This is a genomic window from Mesorhizobium sp. 113-3-9, from assembly GCF_016756515.1.
Classification (GTDB): domain Bacteria; phylum Pseudomonadota; class Alphaproteobacteria; order Rhizobiales; family Rhizobiaceae; genus Mesorhizobium.
In genome coordinates this window covers 3008033-3028600 of the sequence record NZ_AP023246.1, presented here as the reverse complement: position 1 = coordinate 3028600, position 20568 = coordinate 3008033, and the positions used below count along the sequence as shown (strand labels likewise).

Here is a 20568-nt window from a genome sequence, read left to right as displayed (position 1 = left end):
ACGCCCTGGGCCAGCGGCAGCGCATCCTTGTCTTTGATCTTGCCGGGAAGTGTCGCGGACACGGCCGTGTTCAGACAGCTTTGCCGGATTGCGAACGGCCCCGCAGGAGAAGCGCCCGGGCCTGGGCGATAATGGGAGCGTCGATCATTTTGCCGTCGACAAGGCGCGTCGCGCCATCCTGGGCCGCGTCGACGACACGCTGCGCCCAGCCGAGCTGCTCGGCGCTTGGCCGAAAGGCCGCGATGACATCCGATGTTTGGGCGGGGTGTATGCAAAGCTTCCCGCCGGCCCCATGATTCAAGGCTTGCCGGCATTCGGAGGCCAGTCTGGTGGTATCCGCGACCTCGAAGGACGGGCCGTCCAATGGCAGCGCCTTCCCGGCTGCTCTGCTTGCCACGGCCAGCCGCATCAAGGCATGCGCTTTGATCGCATCGGAAGCCGCCGTACCCAGGTCCAGGGCGAAGTCGGCGGGGCCAAACGCCAATCTCGCGACATGAGGGTGAGCGGCCAGGGCCGCAGCCGCCTCCAGGCCCCTGGCGGTTTCGATCAGCGCCATGATCTCGACGTCCACGCCAAGGGTCTCGATGATCGCGTCGAGCGTTGCCACGGACTCCGCCTTTGGCAGGCAGATACGTCGAAGCCCGAGTGCCCTGACGGCGGCAAGGTCGGCATGGTACCAGCCGCTGTCTTCGCTGTTCACCCGGACGAAGGTGGGGTTCTGCAATCTCAGGGCATGGCAAAGGTTCGAGCGGGCGCGATCCTTGGCGGCGGGCGCAACAGCGTCCTCGAGATCGATAATGACCGCGTCTGCTCCGGACCGGTCTGCCTTTTCAAAACGCTCCGGGCGGTCGGCCGGCACAAACAAGGGCGCGACAGGCGCACTTGATATATGCGCGATCATCGGGCCGGTCCCTGGTCGATATCAGCTTCCATGTGCACGGCGCCATTCCCGCCTTGCGCCCAGAACCGCTGCCCATCCATGCCGGCCCTGAAGGTCAGTTCACGGTCCACGATTGCCGGGGCAACGCCGCGGTAGCGAAACGTCAAGGGGATATCCGCGCGTTGCGACGCCGCGAGATTTAGGAGCAGCGTCGCCTGGAGGGGGCCGTGGACCACCAGCCCTTCATATCCCTCCGCCTTCGTCGCGTAAGGCAGGTCATAGTGGATGCGGTGGCCATTGAAAGTGATGGCCGAGTAGCGAAAGAGCAGCGTGGGCGACGGAACGAGCGACCAGACCTTTCCAGCGGGCTGGATTATCGTCGGCACCGCGGGTGCATTGTTGGGACGAGCACCGTCCCCCGGCGTGGCCGCTTCCCGGTAAACGATATCCTGCCGTTCGCTCAGCACCAGGCCACGATCTGAGTGATAGTCGTGGCCGACAGCGACAAACCACAGCTCACCAGACCGGCCTTGCTTGCGGACGATGTCGCGGATGGTGGAGACTCGGCGAACCCCATCACCGACCCGGAAGGCATCAAGCACCCGCAGCTCACCTCCCGCCCACATGCGGCGCGGCAGCGGGACGGGCGGCAGCGACAGGTTCTTGGCCGGATGGCCATCGGCACCCAGCTGATCCATGCCGGCTATCGCAGGCGACAGGCACCAGTGGATGCCAAGCGGTGCCTGCCGTGCCGCCGAAGGTGCGAGATTGGGTTCGAAAATTGCCTTGAAACTCCGCACGAGACGTTCCGAAACGACATCGAAGCTCTCGCTCTGCCGGCCAATCCATTCCGCGAATGGTTTCTGTTCGGTCGCGTCCACCTGACCGCTCGTCAATAGGAACGTGGCATTCCGAGCACATGCTCGGAAAGGTAGGACAAGATGAGGTTCGTCGAGATCGGCGCGACCTGGTAAAGCCGGGTTTCGCGGAACTTGCGCTCGACATCATACTCTTCGGCGAAGCCGAAACCGCCATGGGTCTGTACACATGCGTTGGCGGCTTCATTCGAAGCATCGGCGGCGAGCATCTTGGCCATGTTGGCCTCGGCACCACAGTCGAGGCCCGCTTCATAGAGCCGCGTCGCCTCGCGGACCATGAGTTCGGCCGCGCGCATGTTGGCATAGGCCCTGGCGATGGGAAACTGGATGCCCTGGTTGGCACCGATGGCCCGGCCGAAGACGTTGCGGTCGCAGGCGTAAGTGGAAGCCTTGTTGATCAGCCACTTGGCATCGCCAACGCACTCGGCGGCGATCAGGATGCGCTCGGCGTTCATCCCGGACAGGATGTAGCGGAAGCCCTTGCCCTCTTCTCCGACCAGGTTTTCGGCGGGGACTTTGACATTGTCGAAAAAGACCTCGGTCGTGGAGTGGTTCATCATCGTGCGGATCGGCCGGATCGACAGCCCCTCTTGGAGCGCCGCCCGCATGTCCAGGATGAACACTGAAAGGCCGTCGGTCCGTTTGGCCACCTGGTCCTTTGGAGTGGTCCGCGCGAGCAGGAGCATGAGGTCGGAATATTCCGCCCGGCTTGTCCAGATTTTCTGGCCGTTGACGACGTAATGATCGCCCTCCTTGCGGGCGAAGGTGCGGATCGAAGTCGTGTCCGTGCCGCTGGTCGGCTCTGTGACGCCGAACGCCTGCAGCCTCAATTCGCCGGAGGCGATCTTCGGAAGATAACGCTCCTTTTGAGACGCATTGCCATGCCGCAGGACTGTCCCCATGACATACATCTGCGCATGGCATGCGGCACCGTTGCACCCGGCTCGCTGGATCTCCTCGAGCACGGCGGCCGCGGCCGACAGCGTCAAGCCGGACCCGCCATATTCCTCGGGGATCAAGGTCGCAAGATAACCAGCCTCCGTCAGCGCGTTGACGAAATCCACCGGGTAGGCGCGGTCCGCGTCGAGCTTGCGCCAGTATTCGCCCGGAAATTGCTCGCAGAGCCGACGTACGGCGTCGCGGATGTCTTCGTTGTCAAAGTCCTTGAACATCAGGCGCTCCGTGCGGCGCGGACTGGAGCCCGCGCATCGCCAGCTATTTCAAACAAGCCCAGCGAGCGCACCGGGCGGTTATCGGCCAGGCCAAGGATCGCCCTGATCAGGTCGTCGGCACGGCCTTCCGAACAGCCGCCTTCGACAAGTTGCGCGCGGGCCTTCCCAGACAGTTCGGCGGCCGTCACCGGATTGTCGGGATCGCCCTTGGCGTCGTGGCGCGTGGCCGAAAGGCGCCTCCCGGAAGCGGTCTCCACCACGATCTCGGCTCCCCATGACCTGGGATAAGCCGCTTCAATCCCGGGCGCGAGTTCGACCTTGACCTTGCCGCGTTCGCCGACCATCCGTTGCCGTACATCCGCATCGAAGCTGGCCTGGTCGACGCGGCCGTCCGCCAAGGCTATCGCGACCGTGTGCTGCAGCGAGAATTTGGCGCTGTATGGATCTTCCGGATTCGGACGGTCGCACACGTCGAGGCCGGCACGATACGTTCCGACTTGAACCCGTGCGATGGCCTCGCCGGCGATCTCGTGATGCAGGGCGATCGCGCCGTCGATCGCGGGGTGGGTATGCCGGCAGCAAGGCCAAGGCTTGATCGAGGTGTTGATCAGCTGCCACGGGCGCTCGGGTCCGCTTGTCACGGCCTCCGGGATCGGGTCCGGACAGAGGCCGGCGTAAAACCCCTTTTCCCCTTCGAGGATATTCTCCGCGCCGGTGAACCCCTCCTTGGCCAGGAATGACGCGAGAAGGCCCGATTCCGCAGCTCTGGCGGTATGGAGATGCTTGCTCATGGCGCCTTCGGCGAGGAATTCCCAGAGCCCTGACGACTGCGTACCCGCATTGCCAAGCGCCCACACGGTCTTGGTGTCGTCGAGGCCGATGAGTTCAGCCGCGGCAAACGCGGCGCCGAACGGACCGCAGGTCGAGGTGTTGTGCCAGACCCGGTAATGCTTCTTGCCGACGGACATGCCTATTCGGCAACAGGCTTCATATCCCGCGAGAACTGCCTTGAGAAAAGCTTCGCCGCCAAGATCAAGGTCATGGGCCACCGCCCAGGCCGCGGGAATGACGACACTGCCCGGATGGGTCACCGAATCCCGGTGCAGATCGTCCATCTCCAGGATATGGGACAGACCGCCCAGATAAAACGCCTTGCGGGCGGTATCCGCTTGCGTCGGCGGCGCGACCGTTCTGAGCATGCGGGCCGGCTCGGTCGGCAGCGCGCCAAGGGCGCAGGCAAGCGTATCGAGGACGAACAGCGACGCCCATTCGAGGTCGCGTTCGGTTACCGGCTTTTCGCGGATCAGGCGGGTCAGGTTACGGGTCAAGCTCATGGCGCTGTATTTCCTATCCGTTTGGCATCCACCCTGCGGGCGGTGCCGAACTCCTGCCGCAAGGCCAGGTCGTGTTCGCCAAGCGTTGGCACCCTGCCAAGCACCGGTCGCCTGCCGTTGACCGTGACAGGCGGGGCAAAAAGCTCAACCGGCCCCACCGATGTCTCGACCGGGACTTTGGTCGCGCTGCGGTGCACCGCCAGATCCGCCATGGTTGAGACACGCCCATATGCGATGCGCACCTGATCCAGCAGTTCGCATAATGTAGCCATGGTATAGCTCGCCAGCAGCGCCTGTACGCATGCGTCCAGCGGCTCGCGGTTCTTGATGCGCAGGACGTTGCGTTCGAACCTTGGGTCCGTTGCGATCGACGACTGGCGCAGGACACTGTCGCAGAACACGGCCCATTCGCGCTCATTCTGGACGGCGATCAGGATTTCGCCGTCGCTCACCTTGAACAGCCCATAGGGCGCGATCGAGGGGTGGGCGAGGCCGAGCCGTCGCGGCTCCTTGCCGCCGTAACGCTGCGACAGATAGGGCACGTTCATGTATTCGGCGAGCGTGTCGAATAGCGAAACCTGAAGGTGAGCCCCTTCCCCGGTTCGAGCGCGCACGATCAGCGCTTCGAGGATAGCGGCGTAGGCCCCCTGCCCCGTGGCGATGTCGGATATCGATATGCCGACGCGGGTCGGGCCCGACGAAGCGGATCCCGTCACTCCCGCCAAACCCGCTTCAGCCTGGATCAGCAGATCGTAGGCTTTGCGATCATGGTCGGGCGTTCCCGGCGCATAGCCGCCAATGTCACAGACGATCAACCTGGGAAACCGCCTCCTGAGATCAGCGCTGCCGATGCCCAGCCTGTCGGTCGCGGAAGGCGCAAGGTTCTGCACGAACACATCGGCTGAGGCGAGCATGGACTCGACCAGTGCGAGATCGTCGGGCCGCTTCAGATCGACGGTGCAGGATTGCTTGCCGCGGTTGTTCCAGATGAAATAGCTGGAGAGGCCGTCAACGTAATCGTCATAGCCTCGCGCGAAGTCACCCTCGGGCCGTTCGAGCTTGATGACACGTGCGCCCGCGTCGGCCAACCGCGACGTCGCCAGGGGCGCGGCCACGGCTTGCTCCAGCGAAATGACGGTCGTTCCCTCCAGCGCGCCGGGCATGGCATGCTCCCTGTCCTGCTTTTCCGACACCATCGCACCGGAAGGGGCCACTGCGTCAAATAGCGTTTTGTAATGGGAGGTATAGCGAAACGGTACAGTCGGCCGCCCGCCCGGAACAGGCTAGCCAAAGAGGTCGGGGCGCTGATTTTCGTCGGACAGCTCGGCGCTCCAGATCTGGTCCTTGACCAGCTGGCGAAGGATTTCCCACGATAGCTGCCCGACGGCGCGGGGAGCGGTTTGCAGGGGGCGTTCCGTCGAGTAGGCCAGATACACTTTCCGGGTAATCGGAGGGTTCTTGAAACTCCACGCCCGGCACAGTCCGGCCTGGGCCTCCGCGTTGATCGCCATCCTCGGCAAGATCCCGTAACCGATTCCGCGCGTCACCAATCTCTTGATCTGGGTGTAGGAGTCGATTTCAATCGCCGGGTTGATGACGGCCTTGACCGACGTCGCCACGGCATCGATCAGTTCCCGCAGGCCGTGCCCGGGACCCGGTACGACAAGCGGCAATCCGGCGACGTCGCGAAGCTCCACGGAGGAGCCCCGAAAGGCGTCCGACCCGGGCATCGACGGGCTGGCAAAGAGACAGATCTCCTCGGACAGCCCATGATGTACCGCGAGTCCCCGGGGATCCGACGTCGCATAGATCATCGCAAGGTCGACTTCCCCGCGTTTCAGCCATTCCAGAATGTAGCCGCTCATCGCCTCCACGACGCGGATGCGAACCTCGGGGAAGCGCTCGCGGGCGGCCTCGATCAGCGGCGCCGCGAGCAGCTCGCTGACTGTGCCCGGCAATCCGAAGCGCACCTCGCCACGGGGGGCGATGGCGGCGCCCCTGACGCTGTCGGTGATTTCGGCGAATTCGGCAAGAATGCGCTTGGCGTGCACCATGAGCCGCGCGCCGGCTTCCGTCGCGCTGACCCCATGCGGCCCGCGATGCAGAAGGGAGAGGCCAAGCTCCTCCTCCATGTGCCGGACATGCTGGCTCAGCGCCGGCTGCGCCACGTGCAGCTGCGTCGCGGCCTTGGAGAACGAGCCGCTCTCCACGACCTGGGAAAAATATCTAAGCTGACGAAGGTCCAAACCAGTTCCCTACGCTTGATGCAGGGCCACCGTATAACATTTTGTTATTGAGGCAACGGCGAAAACCGACCCTCCGTCTACCCCGGGCCCAACGGCATCGCACAAGAACCGCCCTAGAATTCCGAGCGATCATGAACCACGTCCGCCAATCTCGCCAGGGTTGCCGCGACATCCGCCTGCTGGAACACGTTGCGTCCGAACATCAGGCCGGTCGCGCCGGCGCTGATCGTGTCCTTTGCGAACTGCAGCGTACCCGCCAGGGTGGCCAAGGCCGGACCGCCCGCGACGGCGATGGGCGCCAGCGATTGCCTGGCAATGTCGGTGAAACGCTCTGGTTCGCACCAGTCGGTCTTGATCATGTCGGCGCCGAGTTCGCCTGCCATACGGCAGTTCATCGCCACCACGGCCGGGTCGTCGGCGCGCGCGAAGCCGCCCTTTGCCGCCATCGCCTCGATGACGTGCACGACACCCCATTTCCGGCATTCGGAAGCGACGATGCCCGCGGTTTCGAACGATTTCGTTTCCTCCTCCGGGCGGTTGTTGCAGGTGAACAGGTAGGTGATCACCGCTTCGGCACCCATTTGCACGGCTTCCTCCACCGTCGCGACGAGACGACTGTGCGTGTCCGGATACCCTGTCGGCGTCCCGTGGCGCCACATGGTCGTCTGGTCGAGGCGCAGAATCACGGCAGGCCCGCCTGCCAGGCGGTGGCCATGGCGCAAGAGCATGCCGGGATTGACGATGACCGCGTCGACCCCTGCCTCCGCCACGATGTCGATCAAAGGCGCGGGATCCGCGATGCCGGCGATCGGTCCGACCTGCATGCCGTGGTCGAGCGGAACACAGAGCATTCGCCCCGACTTCTTGTTGAGCAACCGGGCAAGCCGGCGTGCCTTACCGATTTCGGACATTTCTTTCATTCCTTTGGCTGGGGTGCGGCCCGGTCAGACAAGTTCCAGTCTGACGCCCGCTTCCTTCATGTTCTGCACGATGTCGCGGTCAACCGATTGCGAAACCAGGACCACATCGAATGCCGTGAGTTCGGCCACGTAGTTGAGGGCCGAGAAGTGGAATTTGCTCTCGTCGACAAGAAGAATTTTCTTGCGCGCGATCTCCATCATCGCCTGCTTGGAGCGCACGACCTGTTCGTCCTGGGTATAGAGCGACATGCCCTGGATGGTGGTCGTCGACATCAACGCCACATCGACATGGTAGGAGCGGATCGCCCTTTCGCAGGCTATGCCGAAAAAGCCGTTGTAGACCCGGTGGTATTTGCCGCCCAGTCCGATCAGTTCCACGTCCTGCTTGTCGCGCAGCCGCTCCATCACGGGTAGTGCATTGGTGATGACGGTTATCGGCGTCATCTGCTCGATGAAGTCGCAGACATGGAAGGTCGTCGAACTGTCGTCCCAGACGATGGCGTTGCCGGGTTCGATATGGGCGGCCGCGGCGCGCGCCAGCCGGCGCTTCTCCTCTACATGCTGACGCGCCCGGTAGAGGTAGCTGCTCTCGAACAGCATCGACTTCTCTACCGAGACGGCGCCACGGATACGCCGCACCAGCCCCTGGTCATGCAGATCGTTGAGATCGCGGTGGATGGTCATCAGCGATACGTCGAGCAGGACGGCCAGGTCCTTGATCTGCGCCGTTCCGCTTTCCATCAGAATGCGGATGATTTCCGAACGGCGATGGTCCGCCTTCGACAAATGTTGCGCCTCTTCGGATTCCAAGCTGCTTGTCCCTCCGGCGATTTTGCCCCTTGCCTGTTTTAACATCATTGACAAAGCGCGCCAGGGAAAAATGTTAAGATATCAAAATTTCGATGTTGCACTGCGCCGCGAGAAAACATCCGAATTCCGTGGTCTCGGCGCGAAGTACCTCAGAATTATGGATTTAAATGGCTTTTTGCAGTGCAGCACGACCCAGGAATGGGCGTGTTAGCAAATGTTTCGTGCAAACCGCGCAACCATATTTAACATCAAAAACCACTGTTTGTAACTTTTCTATTGATATTTATAACGCCCATGCATAGGCTCCGGACAGGGGTTAGGAGAGGGTCGGGTCCGACCATTGCCCCCTTGAACTGACAAGTGGAGGAGAACATGAACATGGCCATGCGCACGCGTCTGTTGACGTCAGCCGCAGCGCTTGCAGCCGCGCTCGCTGCAACCGCGGGTTCTGCCCGCGCCACCGATCTGACTTTCGTCTGGCACGCAGGCACTTGCGCCGACGCGCTGACGACCATCGCCAAGGATTATCCGGACAAATCGGTAAGGATCGTGCCCGCGCTTGTCCCCTACGGCCCGCAATGGCACGACAAGATCGCGTCCGAATTCGCCATCCAGGGCGACGCCTTCGACTTCGCAATGTGGGACAGCCAGTCCACCGCCGAGTTTGCCCAGCACGCCGTCAAGCTCAATGACATCTTCGAGAAGTCGACCTACCTGAAGGCCGACATCTTCCCGGCGGCTTCGCTCTCGCGCTATGGCGAGTATCCGGATGGCTCCGGGCAGTTCTTCGGCCTGCCGGCCAACCAGGATGCCTATGGCCTGACCTACCGCAAGGACCTGTTCGAGGATCCCAAGGAGAAGGAAGCCTTCAAGGCCAAGTACGGCAGGGACCTGGTGGTGCCGCAGACCTATCAGGACGCCAAGCAGGTGGCCGAGTTCTTCACCCGTCCCGAGCAGGGGCTCTATGGCTGGGGCCAGATGGGCGGCCGCGACTACGACTTCGCGACCACGGCATCCAACTCCTTCCTCTGGTCGTTCGGCGGCGAGCTCTACAATCCTGAGACGATGGAAGTGAAGGGCTACCTCGACTCGCCGGCTTCGGTGGATGGGGTGCAGGCCTATGTCGATATGTTCAAGTATGGTCCGCCCGGATCGACCAACTGGGGCTTCGACGAGGTCAACACCGCGATCCAGCAAGGCCAGGTCGCCATGGCGATGCAGTGGTTCTATTTCAACGGATCCAATGTCGATCCCAAGGTCAGCAAATTCGCCGACAAGATCGCATTTGGGGTTCTGCCGGGCGCCATCGGCCGCGACAAGAAGTTCCGTCGCCAGTTCTCGGTCGGCGGCCAGGGCATGGGCATCAACAAGTACTCCAAGAAACTGCCCGAGCTGACCAAGTTCATGGAATGGTATTTTCAGCCCGAGCAGCAGAAGCGCTATGCCGCCGTCTGCCAGACCGGCCTGAAGCAGGTGCTGGAAAGCCCGGATTGGCAGGGGTTGAATTCCTACAACCGGCAGTTCTCCACCGCGCTGCAATATCTGAACGACTATTGGCACCTGCCTGAATATCCGGTGCTGCTCGACGAGCTGCAGCAGGAGATCTCAAACGCCGCCACCGGCGCCAAGACGGTGCAGCAGGCCCTTTCGGACGCCGCGGAAAAGAACGAGCGCACGCTCCAACGCGCCGGATACGAGATCAAGCGTGGCGACAAGACCCCGGAAGTGCCGGACGAGGTCATATCGCCGGTTGGCGTCGACGCGGTCGTTCCCGTCGAATAACCGCCTTGACCCGAAGGGCACGCGGAGCGTCTTCCGCGTGCCCTTTCTCATCCCCGTCCCATGCAGCAGAGCCCGCACCGCGCCGGCTCGAAGACAGGTCGTCATGACGCATTCCAAGACATCGACGATGGACCTTGCCGGCAGATGGCTGGTGCTGGGATTGCTCGCCATCTACACGGTCTACAATGTCGGCCCGATTTTCTGGCTGCTTTTGTCTTCGTTCAAGAGCCGCATGGATTTCTTCACCATGCCGCCGAAACTGCTCTTCACGCCGGACTTCAGCGGCTACCAGGCGGTCTTCGGCATCGGTGCGGCCAAGGACAGCGCTTCGGCGGTCGGGGTCCTCGACTCGTTGATCAACAGCATCATCGTCTCTGTCGCCGGCACGTCGCTCGCCGTCTTCTTCGGGACGCTGGCCGGCTATGTCTGCTCGCGCTTCAATTTCATCGGCAAGGGCGACTTCATGTTCTTCGTCCTCTCGACCCGCATGCTGCCGCCGGTCGCGGTTCTCGTCTTCTACCATCTGATGTTCGCGCGGCTCGGGCTCGCCGACACGCGAACCGGTCTGGTCCTTGTCTCGATCTTCGCCAATGTCGGCCTGGCTACCTGGATCATGAAGGGTTTCTTCGACGGCGTGCCGAAGGAGGTCGAGCAGATCGCCATCGTCAACGGCTACACGCGCATGTACGCATTCCTCAAACTGGTGCTGCCAATGGTGAAGGGCGGCATCGCCGCCACCGCCGGCTTCTGCTTCATTTTCGCCTGGAACGAGTTCGCCTTCGCATCCATTCTGACGACCACCCAGGCCAAGACCCTGCCCGTCAAGATTTCGGCCGCTTCCGGCGCAACCGGCATCGAGTGGACACAGATATGCGCGGCCGGCGTCGTCCTCATCATTCCTGTGCTGATCTTCTTTTATCTCATCCGCAAACATCTGCTGATGGGGATGACCTTCGGCGTGCTGGGAAGGAGGTAGACCAATGACTGCCACCAACACGCCTCTTGCACCCGAAACGCAGGCCGCCGCCCACGCGGCGCGGCAGACGCAACTGCGCAAGCGCTCCTCCGGCCGCATGATAATCTTCGGCTTCCTGTCGCCGACGCTGGCGATCCTGATATTCATGGTCGCCTATCCGATCTTCTCGCTGATCTATTATTCGTTCTTCAATTTCTCGGCCTTGCGCCAAGGCACGATGAAGCCGGTCGGCTTCAACAACTACAAGTTCCTGCTTTCGGATCCCGATCTCTGGGACCGCTTCATCTTCACCGGCAAGTTCGTCTTCATCTGCGTCACGCTGCAGATGCTGATCGGCATTTTCGTCGGCTACCAGTTGCAGAAGAACTTCCGTGGCCGCGACGTCATCTTCACCATGCTGATGATGCCGATGATGCTGTCGCCGGTCGTGGTGGGCTTCCTGTGGCGCTACATGCTGAATTCGGAGTGGGGCGTCATCAATTTCCTGGTGTCGTCGGTCGGATTCAGCAAGGTCGACTGGCTTGGCCAGACCAGCCCGGCGCTGTGGGCGGCGGCCGCCGCCGACACCTGGATGTGGACGCCCTTCATCGTGCTTCTGGCGACCGCTGCCTTCCGCGGCATTCCCGAGACCATTTACGAGGCGGCCGAGGTGGACGGCGCCAGCCCGGCCTATCGTTTCTTCCGCATCACGCTGCCGATGTCGGCGCCTGTGCTGTTCATCGCGCTGATCCTGCGCCTGATCGACAGCTTCAAGCAGTACGACCTTTTCGTCGCGCTGACAGGCGGCGGTCCGGGATCGAGCACGGAGACCGTATCCTTCTCGGTGGCCAAGACGGCATTCAGCTATTTCTACACCGGGGAAGCGTCGGCGCTCGCCGTCATTCTTCTGGTCATAATTATCGGACTGTCGATGATCCTTGTCCGGCACCTGACCAAGATGGGCGAGAAGTACTGATGGCCGAGATCACTCTCAGGAACCTGAGCATCCAGTTCGGCGCCTTCAAGGCGGTGGACGACGTCAGCCTGACCGTGAAGAACGGCGAGTTCGTCGTCTATCTCGGGCCTTCGGGCTGCGGCAAGACGACGACCCTGCGCTGCATCGCGGGCTTGGTGAAGGCAACCAGCGGCGACGTGCTGTTCGACGGTGCGGCCGTCAACGATCTGAGCGCCAGCGAGCGCAACATCGCCATGGTGTTCCAGTTCGTTTCGCTCTACCCGCATCTCAGCATCAAGGAAAACATCGTCTTTCCGCTGAAGGCGCGTGGCGTCGCGAGGGCCGAGATCGCACGCAAGCTCGACTGGGTCACCGACATCTTCAAGCTCGGCGACGAGCTAGCCCGCTATCCCGGCGCGCTGCCACCCGGCGCAAGACAGAAAGTGGCGCTTGCGCGTGCCGTCATCCGCGATCCGGCTGTCCTGCTGCTCGACGAGCCGCTGTCGGCGATCGACGAGCAGTTTCGTGAAGAAATGCGCTGGGAGCTCGGGCATCTGCAGCGCCAGCTCGGCGTCACCACGATCTATGTCACGCACGACCAGCGCGAGGCCATGTCGCTCGCCGACCGCATCGTGCTCATGAACAACAGCCGCATCGTCCAGGTCTCGAACCCTGACCGCATGTTCTTCGAACCGGTCGACATCTTCGCCGGCCAGTTCATCGGCTCGCCGTCGATGAACCTCATCGACCTCGCGCCTGTCGAGGGCGGCCTGCGGCTGGGCGACAGCGACGTCACGCTGACCGCCGCGCGCGACCGGCTTCCGGACTGGGCTCTGTCGTCGAAGCGGCCGTTGAAGCTCGGCGTGCGCCCGCTGAACGTGCACCTGACCGACGACCCGGCCGCCGGCGTCGCGATCGCGGTGGACGATGTCTTTTCCATCGGCCGCGAACGCTTCTTCTCGTTCCGCATCGGCGACACGATCCACCAGGGTGTCGACAAGCGCCGGTCGCCATCGGGCTCCGTGATGCGCGTGCATTTCGATCCGGATGGCCTGCTGTTTTTCGATGCCGCCACCGGCCGGCGTGTCGACGCGGAGGTCGCGGCATGACCCCCAAGCCAATGCTCCAACTGAAGGGACTGAAGAAGGCCTATCGCGGAAAGACGGCGCTTCGCGGCCTTGACCTCACCGTCAATGACAACGAGATATTCGCGCTCCTCGGACCGACCGGCGCCGGCAAGAGCTCGACGCTGCTCGCCTCCGCCGGCCTGATCGATCTCGATGCCGGGCGCGTCGACCTTGCCGGGCGCGATGTGACCGACTCCGACCCGGGCAGCCGCGACATCGCCATCGTGTTCGAGGGCTTCAACCTTCTGCCGGTGCTCGACGTAAAGGACAACATTGCCTTTGCGTTGCGCTCGCCGGCATTCCGCGAATCCGAAGGCGAAATCAGCCTTCGCGTCGGCCGCACCGCGGAACTGCTGCGCATTTCTCATCTGCTCGATCGCGACGTGGACACGCTGTCGGGCGGCGAACGTCAACGTGTCGCCATCGCCCGCGCGCTTGTACGCCGCCCGGTGATGTTCCTGCTCGATGAGCCGCTGTCGGCGCTCGATCTCAAATTGCGCGAGGGCTTGCGCGCGGAACTGCGCCAGATCCACCGCCAGCATCGCTCGACGATGCTTTACGCCACGCACGACTATCATGGCGCCATCGCCATCGCCGACCGGATCGGCATTATCGACGGCGGTGTCATCCAGCAGGCGGGCACGATAGAGGACATATACCGGCTTCCGGCCAATGTCGTCGTCGGCCGATTGGTCGGCAGCCCTTCGATGGCCTTCTTCGAGGCCGGCATCGAGGACGGCCATGTCATCGTCAAGGGTGCGCGGCAGCGCATCCCGATCGGCGAGTTCGGCACGGTCGCCAGCGGGAGCGGCAAGGTGCTGCTGGGCGTCTGGCCGGAGGACATCGAGGTCGGCTCCGCCGATGCCGCCGGCGCCAGCACGGGCACGATCTATGCCGTGGACAATCGCGGCTTCGAGCGCGCCATCCAGGTCGAGACATCAGGCGGTTCATTCCGCAAGGTCGTTCCGGTGTCGATGCGCTTCACGCAGGGCGATGCCTGTTCATTCCGCATTCCGGAAGGCCGCGGCTTCCTGTTCGACGCAGCCGGCGGACGCCGCATCTCCCAGGCGCAGGGTTCCCGCTGATGGGTCCGTTGTTCAGCAAGAAATGGTTTTATCGCCTGGCAAGCGTGCTGATCCTTGGCGGCTTCGCCATGCTCTGCCAGCCCTTCACGCACAGGCTTTTCGTCATCGGTTTCCCGGTGCTGCTTGCCGGGGTTGTGCTTTTCATGATCCTGGATCACGTGCCCGACGGGCGGCCGGAAACCGAGGAGGAAGACCGTGGCTAATCCGAAGAAAATCCTTAACGACGTCAAGCGCGTCGTACCAGAAATGATCGAGGGCCTGGCGCTTGCCAATGACGGCCGTGTCTACAAGCTCAACGGCAAGCCGGCGCTGATCCGCAAGGACATCCCGGACGGCAAGGTGGCGCTGCTCATCGGCGGAGGCTCCGGTCACGAGCCGCTTTTCCATGGCTTCGTCGGCAAGAACATGGGTGACGGCGCCGCCTGCGGCAACGTCTTTGCCGCGCCCTCGCCCGATGTGATCGCGGCCGCGGCCAAGGCGGTGCATCGCGGCAAGGGCGTCCTGTTTCTCTACGGCAACTATGCCGGCGACAACATGAATTTCGACATGGCCGTGGAACTGCTGGAGGACGACGGCATCGAGGTCCGCACCGTGCGCGTCTGCGACGATGTCGCGGCAGCGCCGCCGGAACGGATGCACGACCGCCGCGGCATCGCGGGCGACATCTACATGATCAAGGTGGCGGGCGGCGCAGCCAGCGAGCTTGGCACGCTCGACGAGGTCGAACGCGTCGCGCGCAAGGCACAGGGTTGGGTGCGCAGCATGGGCGTGGCGGTCTCGGCGGGATCGATCCCGGAGACCGGCAAGCTGACCTTCGAACTCGGGGACGACGAGATCGAGGTCGGCATGGGAGCCCATGGCGAAGCCGGCATCGCGCGCCAGAAGCTGAAATCGGCCGATGCGATCGCCGACGAGCTCATGGACAAGATCCTCGCCGATCTGCCGTTCGCCAGGGGCGACGAAGTTGCCTTGATGATCAACAATCTCGGCGCCACCACCATGATGGAGATGCTGATCGTCAACCGGCGCATCCGTGCGATCCTGGAGCGCGAAGGCATCTCGGTCCACCGCACCGATGTCGGCACATGGCTGACCGTGCAGGAAATGGCCGGTTTCTCGGTGACGCTGATGAAGCTCGACGACGAGTTGAAACACTATCTCGACATGCCGGCGGAATCGCTCGGCTATTCAAGGATGTAACGGCGATGATCGAAACGCTCGATGCCAACGCTACGCGCGAGATGATGCGCTCCGTCGCGCAATCCCTGATCGACCAGACCGACGTGCTGACCGAGGCCGATTTGACCATCGGCGATGGCGACCATGGCGTCGGCATGCGCCGCGGCTTCGAGGCCGCGCTCGAGGCGCTCGACGCCGGCGCCGCCGAAAGTGCCGAAGCCGCCTATAAGGCGGTCGGCACCGCCATCCTGTCCAATACCGGCGGTGCGGCGGGCGCTGTGTTCGGCACGCTGTTTCGCGCCGGCTCCAAGGCCTTCGCGGCATCCGATGTCATCGACGACGCCTCGTTCGCGACGGCGCTGGAAGAAGGCCTTGCGGCGGTGCTGAAGCGCGGCGGCGTGACCGAGGGTCAGAAGACCATGGTCGACGCGCTTGCCCCGGCCGCGCGGGCCGCGCGCGCCGCCGTTGGCAAGGGCCTCGCCGCCGCGACGGCGGCCGCCACCCAGGGCGCGCTGGATGGGGTCGAGGCCAGCAAGGCAATGATAGCGACGACGGGAAAGGCGCGCTCGGTTGGCGAGCGCAGCATTGGCTACCCGGATCCGGGCGCGATCTCGGTTTCGCTCATTCTAAAGGCAATGCAGGACTTCACGGCCAGGGCTTGACCCTGCCGGCTACGGGAAAAGGACTTCGACATGGCTGATCTCGACGACATCAAGGACGGCAAGGACTGGGGCCGGGACCGTCCCGCCGACACCAGCCGCTTCTACCTCAAGGGAGCGGCGCATCACGACTGGGGCATGAAGGCGAGGCTGTCGCGCATCTTCAATCCCGACAGTGGCAGGACAGTCATGCTCGCCTTCGACCATGGCTATTTCCAGGGTCCGACGACCGGCCTTGAGCGGATGGACCTTACGATCGCGCCGCTTGCCCAACACGCCGATGTGCTGATGTGCACGCGCGGCGGCTTGCGCGCCACGATACAGCCGGAGGTCAACAAGCCCGTGGTGCTGCGTTGCTCGGGCGGCAACTCGATCCTGACGGAATTGTCCAACGAACTGGTGGCGGTCGACATCGACGATGCGATCCGCCTCGGCGCGGTGGCCATGGCCGCCCAGGTCTATGTCGGTGCCGAATACGAGCACAAATCCATTTCCAACGTCGTCAAGCTCATCGACACCGGCACACGCTATGGCATTCCCACGATGGCGGTTACCGGCGTCGGCAAGGACATGGTGCGCGATGCCCGCTATTTCGGCCTGGCGACGCGCATAGCGGCTGAGCTCGGAGCTCAATTCGTGAAATCCTACTATGTCGACGAGGGCTTCGAGCGCATCGTGCTTGGCTGTCCGGTGCCGATCGTGATTGCCGGCGGCAAGAAGCTGCCGGAGCGCGAGGCGCTTCAGATGGCGTGGCTGGCGATCGACCAGGGCGCGGCCGGCGTGGACATGGGCCGCAACGTCTTCCAGTCGTCGAACCCCGTCGCCATGCTCAAGGCGCTCGCCGCCATCGTTCATCGCGGTGAGAAGGCGGACAAGGCCTATGCCATGTTCCGCGACCTGGAAACGGCAGAGGCAGCTTGACGATGACCCTCGATGAGGCATCACGCGACGTGGCCCTCAAGCCGATGCAGGGCAAGGTCGTGGCTGTAACCGGCGCGGCGAGCGGGATAGGCCGCGAGATTGCGCGCGTCTTTGCCCAGGCGGGTGCCGCTGTCGCGACGCTGGACATCAACGATGCCGCACTCGGCTCGCTCGCCGCCGAATATGGCTGCCGGCCATACCGGTGCGACGTGACGGATGCGGCGTCGGTGAAGCGCGTGCTCGACCTGGCGGCGGATGAGCTGGGCGGCCTCGATATCCTCGTCTCCAATGCCGGCTCCGCCCAGCAAGGCGCGATCGGCGACCTGCCGATGGAGGAGTTGCGGCGAAGCTTCGAACTGAACTTCTTCGGCCACCAGAACGCGTGCCAGGCGGCGATACAGATCTTTCGACGCCAAGGCAGGGGCGGCGCGATCCTGTTCAACATCTCCAACCAGTCCGTCAATCCGGGGAAGGATTTCGGTCCGTACGGCATACCCAAGGCCGCGACGCTGGCCTTGATGAAGCAATATGCGGTCGACCATGGCCGCGAGGGGATCCGCGCCAATGGCATCAATGCCGGGCGTATCCGCTCCGGCCTGATGACCGATCAGATGATCGTTGAGCGCGCCAGCGCGCGAGGGATGACTCCGCACGAATACATGGCCGGCAATCTGCTCGGAGTAGAGGTAACGGCAAGCGATATCGCCAACGCATTCCTGCATCTGGCCCAGATGGACAAGGTCAACGCGGCCGTCCTCACTGTCGACGGCGGCGTAATGGCGACATCGCTGCGATAGCATTGCAGCTTCCAATAGCTAGGGCGCATTGCCAAGGTCGGAGGCGCTGAGCGACGATAGGGGGATCGGCACGATAAGGCCGCGGAGGCGACGCTGCTTTCCAACGGACCGATAGTCGTGGCCTGATGGCGGTTGCAGCGGTGTGGACGCGCTTGCTGGCGTGGCCGGGTCCCATGGTTTTCCTGTGTGAAAGGCTGAAGGGAGGGATTGCCGATTGCACGGACGCGTCCATAGTCACGAGGATGGGGGCGCAGTACGTTGATCTCGTTTTACTTGAGCAGTCGCTGGCCGATACCGGGGGTTTGAATCGCCCGTTCTCTGATCGTGTGGGCGACATTGCGCAGAAGACGGACGGCTCCGTGTTGTTCGACGTTCGCGTCGAAGGCGATCCTGGCATTCAACGGATCGCGGCAATCGGTTACGGGGCGGACGGCGTCGTCGCGGTCGTCATGGACAGGGACGGAGGACTTGCTTCAGCGCCAGTCGACGGAGGCAGCTACGCCCTGATCGCGGAACTGAGCGCCTGGTGCGCGCTGCCGATGGCAGAGCAGATAAGCGCCAGCTACCTCGAGGCGGCAACCAAGCTGCTTGCCGAACTTGCCAAGGCTGGCCGCATCGACCGTGACCGTGCGGCCTTCTTGGGTGGCAACGAGACGTCGTAGCGTGCCGTCACAGCCCAGGCGAAGCAACGAGCTCCCGGTCGGTCATGGGCTCAGCACGTCTTCATAGGCAAACAGGCCGGGTACGCCACCCGTATGAACGAAGACCACGTTCTGACCGGCAGAGAAGCGTCCCGTTCTCACAAGATCGATCAGGCCGGCCATGGCCTTTCCGGTGTAGACCGGATCGAGGAGCAACGCCTCCAGCCTTGCGCACAGGTCCATGGCTTCGCGCATGGCTTCAGTCGGCAGTCCGTAGCCTGGTCCCACATACCCGTCGAGAACTTCCACCTGCTCTCGCTCTATCACGACGGAAGCTCCGAGCTTGGTGGCCGTCTCGCCGCACAATTCGTGCACGCGCGCCTCGATCACATCGCTCGGTTCCGCCGAGCTGATGCCGACCACGGGCGCCTGATGCCCCAGGACAGCGAGGCCAACGAGAAGGCCGGCCTGCGTGGCACCGCTGCCGGTACAGTGGACGATCGCATCGACCGTCAAGCTGCTGTCGCTGCTTTGTCGAACAAGCTCCTCGGCGCAGCCGACATAGCCAAGCGCTCCGGTCGCGGTCGAGCCGCCGATGGGCATGACGAAAGGCCTTCCGCCGCGCTCCCGGATGTCCTCGGCAACACGTTCAAGTTCGATCGCTGGGATCGAATCGCCGGAGACGAAGTGCAGTTCGGCCCCGAACATCCGGTCGAGCAGAACATTTCCGGTGCGGTCGTAGCCCGGCGTGTTGCGCGCGACGTTGCGTGACAAAATAAGTTCGCAGCGCAATCCGTGCCGCGCCGCGACCGCGGCGGTCTGACGGCAATGGTTTGACTGTACGCCGCCGGCCGTCACCAGTGTGTCGGCACCGGAAGCCATGGCCTCGGCAACGAGAAATTCGAGCTTGCGCGTCTTGTTGCCGCCGAGCGCCATACCCGTGCAGTCGTCGCGCTTGACGAAGAGGTTGGGTCCGCCAAGGTGGCGCGACAGCGCAGCCATCGGCTCCAGCGGCGTGGGCGTGTGACAGAAGCGTGATCGAGGGATCGTATCCGGCAACATGGGCGCCTCAACAGTCATTCAGGTCACGGTGCATGAAAGCGGGCCGGCGACAACAGGCTGGGATCAGCGCCTTCGCCAGGAAATGGCATGGGCAGGTCGCTACCGGTCACGAGCGCCGCGGTCAGTTGGCCGAGCGCGGGTCCGGTCTGGATGCCGTAGCCGCCTTGTCCGGCCAGCCAGAAGAAGCCCTCGACGTGGGTGTCCCAACCAACCGCCGGCGTCTTGTCCGCAAAGAACGACCGCAGCCCCGCCCAACTGCGCGAAACATGCGTTACCGGCAGCGCGGCGGCCTGTTGAACGCGATCGACCGCGATGGCGATATCGATCTCTTCGGCCTGTGCGTCGCACGGTTCGCTCGGCGTCTCGTCGGCTGGTGAAAGCAGCAGCATTCCCGAGGATGGCTTGAAATAGAACATCTCGTCGACATCGATCACGCCCGGCCAGTCGCTGGCGTTGATGCCGGGCGGCGTTTCGACAAGCATTGCCGTTCGCCGTTTCGGGACCAGGCCAAGCGGCGTGGCTCCTGCCATCGCGGCCACCTGGTCGGCCCATGCGCCCGCCGCGTCGACAAGGATAGGCGCCTCGAAGACGCCGGCCGTGGTCGTCACAATCCATCTGCCACCAACCCGCTCGATCGCCTCGACCCGGGCATTGGTGGCGATCCGCGCGCCCTGACGGCGTGCGCCCCGCAAAAAACCCTGGTGAAGAGCGTCGACATCGATGTCCATCGCCGAACGGTCGAGGAACGCGCTCGCCTCGTACTCAGGTCGCAGGATTGGAATGACCGATCGGCAAGCGTCGGGGTCGAGCCATTCCATGGCTGTTGCCGATTCCGTGACCCTTTCGGCAAACAGCGCCTCCAGCCCGGGTCTCTGCGCCGCCGTGCCGATCAACATGGCGCCGCGAGGCGTCAGCAAGGGTACGTCGCAGAAGCCGGACGGCGGCTCAAGGAAGAACTGCCGGCTGGCGCGCGTAAAGGCGCGGATGGCGGCGTTCCCGTAACCCTCGATGAAGAGAGCGGCGGACCGTCCCGTTGTGTGCATGCCGCAATGGGCTTCGGCTTCAAGCACGGTCACCTGTCGGCCGGGCGCAAGAAAGAACGCCGCCGAAGCGCCAGCCATGCCGCCGCCGATGATAAGAACGTCCTGCATAGCCTCCCTCGCGC

21 protein-coding genes are annotated in these 20568 nt (G+C 63.4%); 11 read left to right on the top strand and 10 right to left on the bottom strand.

Annotation, left to right across the window (positions count from 1 at the left end; translation table 11 throughout):
• Positions 1 to 70 precede the first annotated feature (70 nt).
• The 8 genes from MesoLj_RS14690 to MesoLj_RS14655 form a co-directional block, all read right to left on the bottom strand.
• Entirely contained in the window at positions 71 to 859 is a 789-nt protein-coding gene (locus MesoLj_RS14690; RefSeq protein ID WP_202326460.1) for an HpcH/HpaI aldolase/citrate lyase family protein, read from the bottom strand.
• A gap of 38 nt (positions 860 to 897) precedes the next feature.
• Positions 898 to 1761 (bottom strand): FAS1-like dehydratase domain-containing protein, encoded by an 864-nt coding sequence (locus MesoLj_RS14685; RefSeq protein WP_202326459.1) that lies wholly within the window; start codon positions 1759 to 1761, stop codon positions 898 to 900.
• Between the two features lie 11 nt (positions 1762 to 1772).
• On the bottom strand, positions 1773 to 2930 hold the full coding sequence (locus MesoLj_RS14680) for an acyl-CoA dehydrogenase family protein (RefSeq protein WP_140774293.1): 1158 nt from the start codon (positions 2928 to 2930) through the stop codon (positions 1773 to 1775).
• Positions 2930 to 4264, bottom strand: a complete 1335-nt coding sequence (locus MesoLj_RS14675) for an MmgE/PrpD family protein (RefSeq protein ID WP_202326458.1) — start codon at positions 4262 to 4264, stop codon at positions 2930 to 2932. The genes MesoLj_RS14680 and MesoLj_RS14675 overlap by 1 nt, the downstream gene beginning before the upstream one ends.
• Positions 4261 to 5427 carry a CaiB/BaiF CoA transferase family protein gene (locus MesoLj_RS14670; RefSeq protein WP_202326457.1) on the bottom strand — a complete coding sequence of 389 codons (1167 nt, stop codon included), beginning with the start codon at positions 5425 to 5427 and terminating at the stop codon, positions 4261 to 4263. Before MesoLj_RS14670 ends, MesoLj_RS14675 begins: the two co-directional genes overlap by 4 nt.
• A gap of 120 nt (positions 5428 to 5547) precedes the next feature.
• Entirely contained in the window at positions 5548 to 6510 is a 963-nt protein-coding gene (locus tag MesoLj_RS14665; RefSeq protein WP_140774296.1) for a LysR family transcriptional regulator, read from the bottom strand.
• A gap of 113 nt (positions 6511 to 6623) precedes the next feature.
• Positions 6624 to 7421, bottom strand: coding sequence for a class I fructose-bisphosphate aldolase (locus tag MesoLj_RS14660; RefSeq protein WP_181180009.1), 798 nt, complete (start codon positions 7419 to 7421; stop codon positions 6624 to 6626).
• Between the two features lie 33 nt (positions 7422 to 7454).
• Positions 7455 to 8216 (bottom strand): DeoR/GlpR family DNA-binding transcription regulator, encoded by a 762-nt coding sequence (locus MesoLj_RS14655; protein ID WP_140774298.1) that lies wholly within the window; start codon positions 8214 to 8216, stop codon positions 7455 to 7457.
• A 396-nt stretch (positions 8217 to 8612) separates the two neighbouring features.
• On the opposite strand from MesoLj_RS14655, the gene MesoLj_RS14650 reads away from it, so the two are divergent.
• The 11 genes from MesoLj_RS14650 (at position 8613) to MesoLj_RS14600 (ending at position 18362) form a co-directional block, all read left to right on the top strand.
• Positions 8613 to 10022: an ABC transporter substrate-binding protein gene (locus MesoLj_RS14650; RefSeq protein WP_202326456.1), complete on the top strand. Its 1410-nt coding sequence runs from the start codon at positions 8613 to 8615 to the stop codon at positions 10020 to 10022.
• A gap of 103 nt (positions 10023 to 10125) precedes the next feature.
• Positions 10126 to 10998, top strand: coding sequence for a carbohydrate ABC transporter permease (locus tag MesoLj_RS14645; RefSeq protein WP_202326455.1), 873 nt, complete (start codon positions 10126 to 10128; stop codon positions 10996 to 10998).
• A gap of 4 nt (positions 10999 to 11002) precedes the next feature.
• Positions 11003 to 11953, top strand: coding sequence for a carbohydrate ABC transporter permease (locus MesoLj_RS14640; protein WP_202326454.1), 951 nt, complete (start codon positions 11003 to 11005; stop codon positions 11951 to 11953).
• Complete coding sequence (locus MesoLj_RS14635; RefSeq protein ID WP_140774302.1) at positions 11953 to 13041, top strand: ABC transporter ATP-binding protein; 1089 nt, start codon at positions 11953 to 11955, stop codon at positions 13039 to 13041. Before MesoLj_RS14640 ends, MesoLj_RS14635 begins: the two co-directional genes overlap by 1 nt.
• Complete coding sequence (locus MesoLj_RS14630) at positions 13038 to 14144, top strand: ABC transporter ATP-binding protein (protein ID WP_202326453.1); 1107 nt, start codon at positions 13038 to 13040, stop codon at positions 14142 to 14144. Before MesoLj_RS14635 ends, MesoLj_RS14630 begins: the two co-directional genes overlap by 4 nt.
• Entirely contained in the window at positions 14144 to 14347 is a 204-nt protein-coding gene (locus MesoLj_RS14625; protein WP_056570758.1) for a hypothetical protein, read from the top strand. The genes MesoLj_RS14630 and MesoLj_RS14625 overlap by 1 nt, the downstream gene beginning before the upstream one ends.
• A gap of 43 nt (positions 14348 to 14390) precedes the next feature.
• Complete coding sequence (locus MesoLj_RS14620; RefSeq protein ID WP_202327296.1) at positions 14391 to 15344, top strand: dihydroxyacetone kinase subunit DhaK; 954 nt, start codon at positions 14391 to 14393, stop codon at positions 15342 to 15344.
• A gap of 5 nt (positions 15345 to 15349) precedes the next feature.
• Positions 15350 to 15985, top strand: coding sequence for a dihydroxyacetone kinase subunit DhaL (gene dhaL / locus MesoLj_RS14615; RefSeq protein ID WP_202326452.1), 636 nt, complete (start codon positions 15350 to 15352; stop codon positions 15983 to 15985).
• Between the two features lie 30 nt (positions 15986 to 16015).
• Complete coding sequence (gene lsrF / locus MesoLj_RS14610) at positions 16016 to 16903, top strand: 3-hydroxy-5-phosphonooxypentane-2,4-dione thiolase (protein WP_140774305.1); 888 nt, start codon at positions 16016 to 16018, stop codon at positions 16901 to 16903.
• A gap of 2 nt (positions 16904 to 16905) precedes the next feature.
• Positions 16906 to 17700, top strand: coding sequence for an SDR family oxidoreductase (locus MesoLj_RS14605; RefSeq protein ID WP_202326451.1), 795 nt, complete (start codon positions 16906 to 16908; stop codon positions 17698 to 17700).
• A 125-nt stretch (positions 17701 to 17825) separates the two neighbouring features.
• Positions 17826 to 18362: a hypothetical protein gene (locus tag MesoLj_RS14600; protein ID WP_202326450.1), complete on the top strand. Its 537-nt coding sequence runs from the start codon at positions 17826 to 17828 to the stop codon at positions 18360 to 18362.
• A gap of 42 nt (positions 18363 to 18404) precedes the next feature.
• On the opposite strand, the gene MesoLj_RS14595 is transcribed toward MesoLj_RS14600, so the two are convergent.
• The gene (locus MesoLj_RS14595) at positions 18405 to 19343 is read right to left on the bottom strand and encodes a D-cysteine desulfhydrase (protein ID WP_244735419.1); all 939 of its coding nucleotides are present in this window, start codon (positions 19341 to 19343) and stop codon (positions 18405 to 18407) included.
• A gap of 83 nt (positions 19344 to 19426) precedes the next feature.
• Complete coding sequence (locus tag MesoLj_RS14590; RefSeq protein ID WP_202326448.1) at positions 19427 to 20554, bottom strand: NAD(P)/FAD-dependent oxidoreductase; 1128 nt, start codon at positions 20552 to 20554, stop codon at positions 19427 to 19429.
• Positions 20555 to 20568 lie beyond the last annotated feature (14 nt).

Coding starts and splice junctions, on each gene's coding strand:
- MesoLj_RS14675 (WP_202326458.1), bottom strand. CDS start 4,264: ATGAGCTTGACCCGTAACCTGACCCGCCTGATCCGCGAAAAGCCGGTA.
- MesoLj_RS14680 (WP_140774293.1), bottom strand. CDS start 2,930: ATGTTCAAGGACTTTGACAACGAAGACATCCGCGACGCCGTACGTCGG.
- MesoLj_RS14635 (WP_140774302.1), top strand. CDS start 11,953: ATGGCCGAGATCACTCTCAGGAACCTGAGCATCCAGTTCGGCGCCTTC.
- MesoLj_RS14645 (WP_202326455.1), top strand. CDS start 10,126: ATGACGCATTCCAAGACATCGACGATGGACCTTGCCGGCAGATGGCTG.
- MesoLj_RS14595 (WP_244735419.1), bottom strand. CDS start 19,343: ATGGCTGCGCTGTCGCGCCACCTTGGCGGACCCAACCTCTTCGTCAAG.
- MesoLj_RS14630 (WP_202326453.1), top strand. CDS start 13,038: ATGACCCCCAAGCCAATGCTCCAACTGAAGGGACTGAAGAAGGCCTAT.
- MesoLj_RS14600 (WP_202326450.1), top strand. CDS start 17,826: ATGGCGGTTGCAGCGGTGTGGACGCGCTTGCTGGCGTGGCCGGGTCCC.
- MesoLj_RS14605 (WP_202326451.1), top strand. CDS start 16,906: ATGACCCTCGATGAGGCATCACGCGACGTGGCCCTCAAGCCGATGCAG.
- MesoLj_RS14625 (WP_056570758.1), top strand. CDS start 14,144: ATGGGTCCGTTGTTCAGCAAGAAATGGTTTTATCGCCTGGCAAGCGTG.
- MesoLj_RS14660 (WP_181180009.1), bottom strand. CDS start 7,421: ATGTCCGAAATCGGTAAGGCACGCCGGCTTGCCCGGTTGCTCAACAAG.
- lsrF (WP_140774305.1), top strand. CDS start 16,016: ATGGCTGATCTCGACGACATCAAGGACGGCAAGGACTGGGGCCGGGAC.
- MesoLj_RS14590 (WP_202326448.1), bottom strand. CDS start 20,554: ATGCAGGACGTTCTTATCATCGGCGGCGGCATGGCTGGCGCTTCGGCG.
- dhaL (WP_202326452.1), top strand. CDS start 15,350: ATGATCGAAACGCTCGATGCCAACGCTACGCGCGAGATGATGCGCTCC.
- MesoLj_RS14620 (WP_202327296.1), top strand. CDS start 14,391: ATGATCGAGGGCCTGGCGCTTGCCAATGACGGCCGTGTCTACAAGCTC.
- MesoLj_RS14640 (WP_202326454.1), top strand. CDS start 11,003: ATGACTGCCACCAACACGCCTCTTGCACCCGAAACGCAGGCCGCCGCC.
- MesoLj_RS14650 (WP_202326456.1), top strand. CDS start 8,613: ATGAACATGGCCATGCGCACGCGTCTGTTGACGTCAGCCGCAGCGCTT.
- MesoLj_RS14670 (WP_202326457.1), bottom strand. CDS start 5,427: ATGCCCGGCGCGCTGGAGGGAACGACCGTCATTTCGCTGGAGCAAGCC.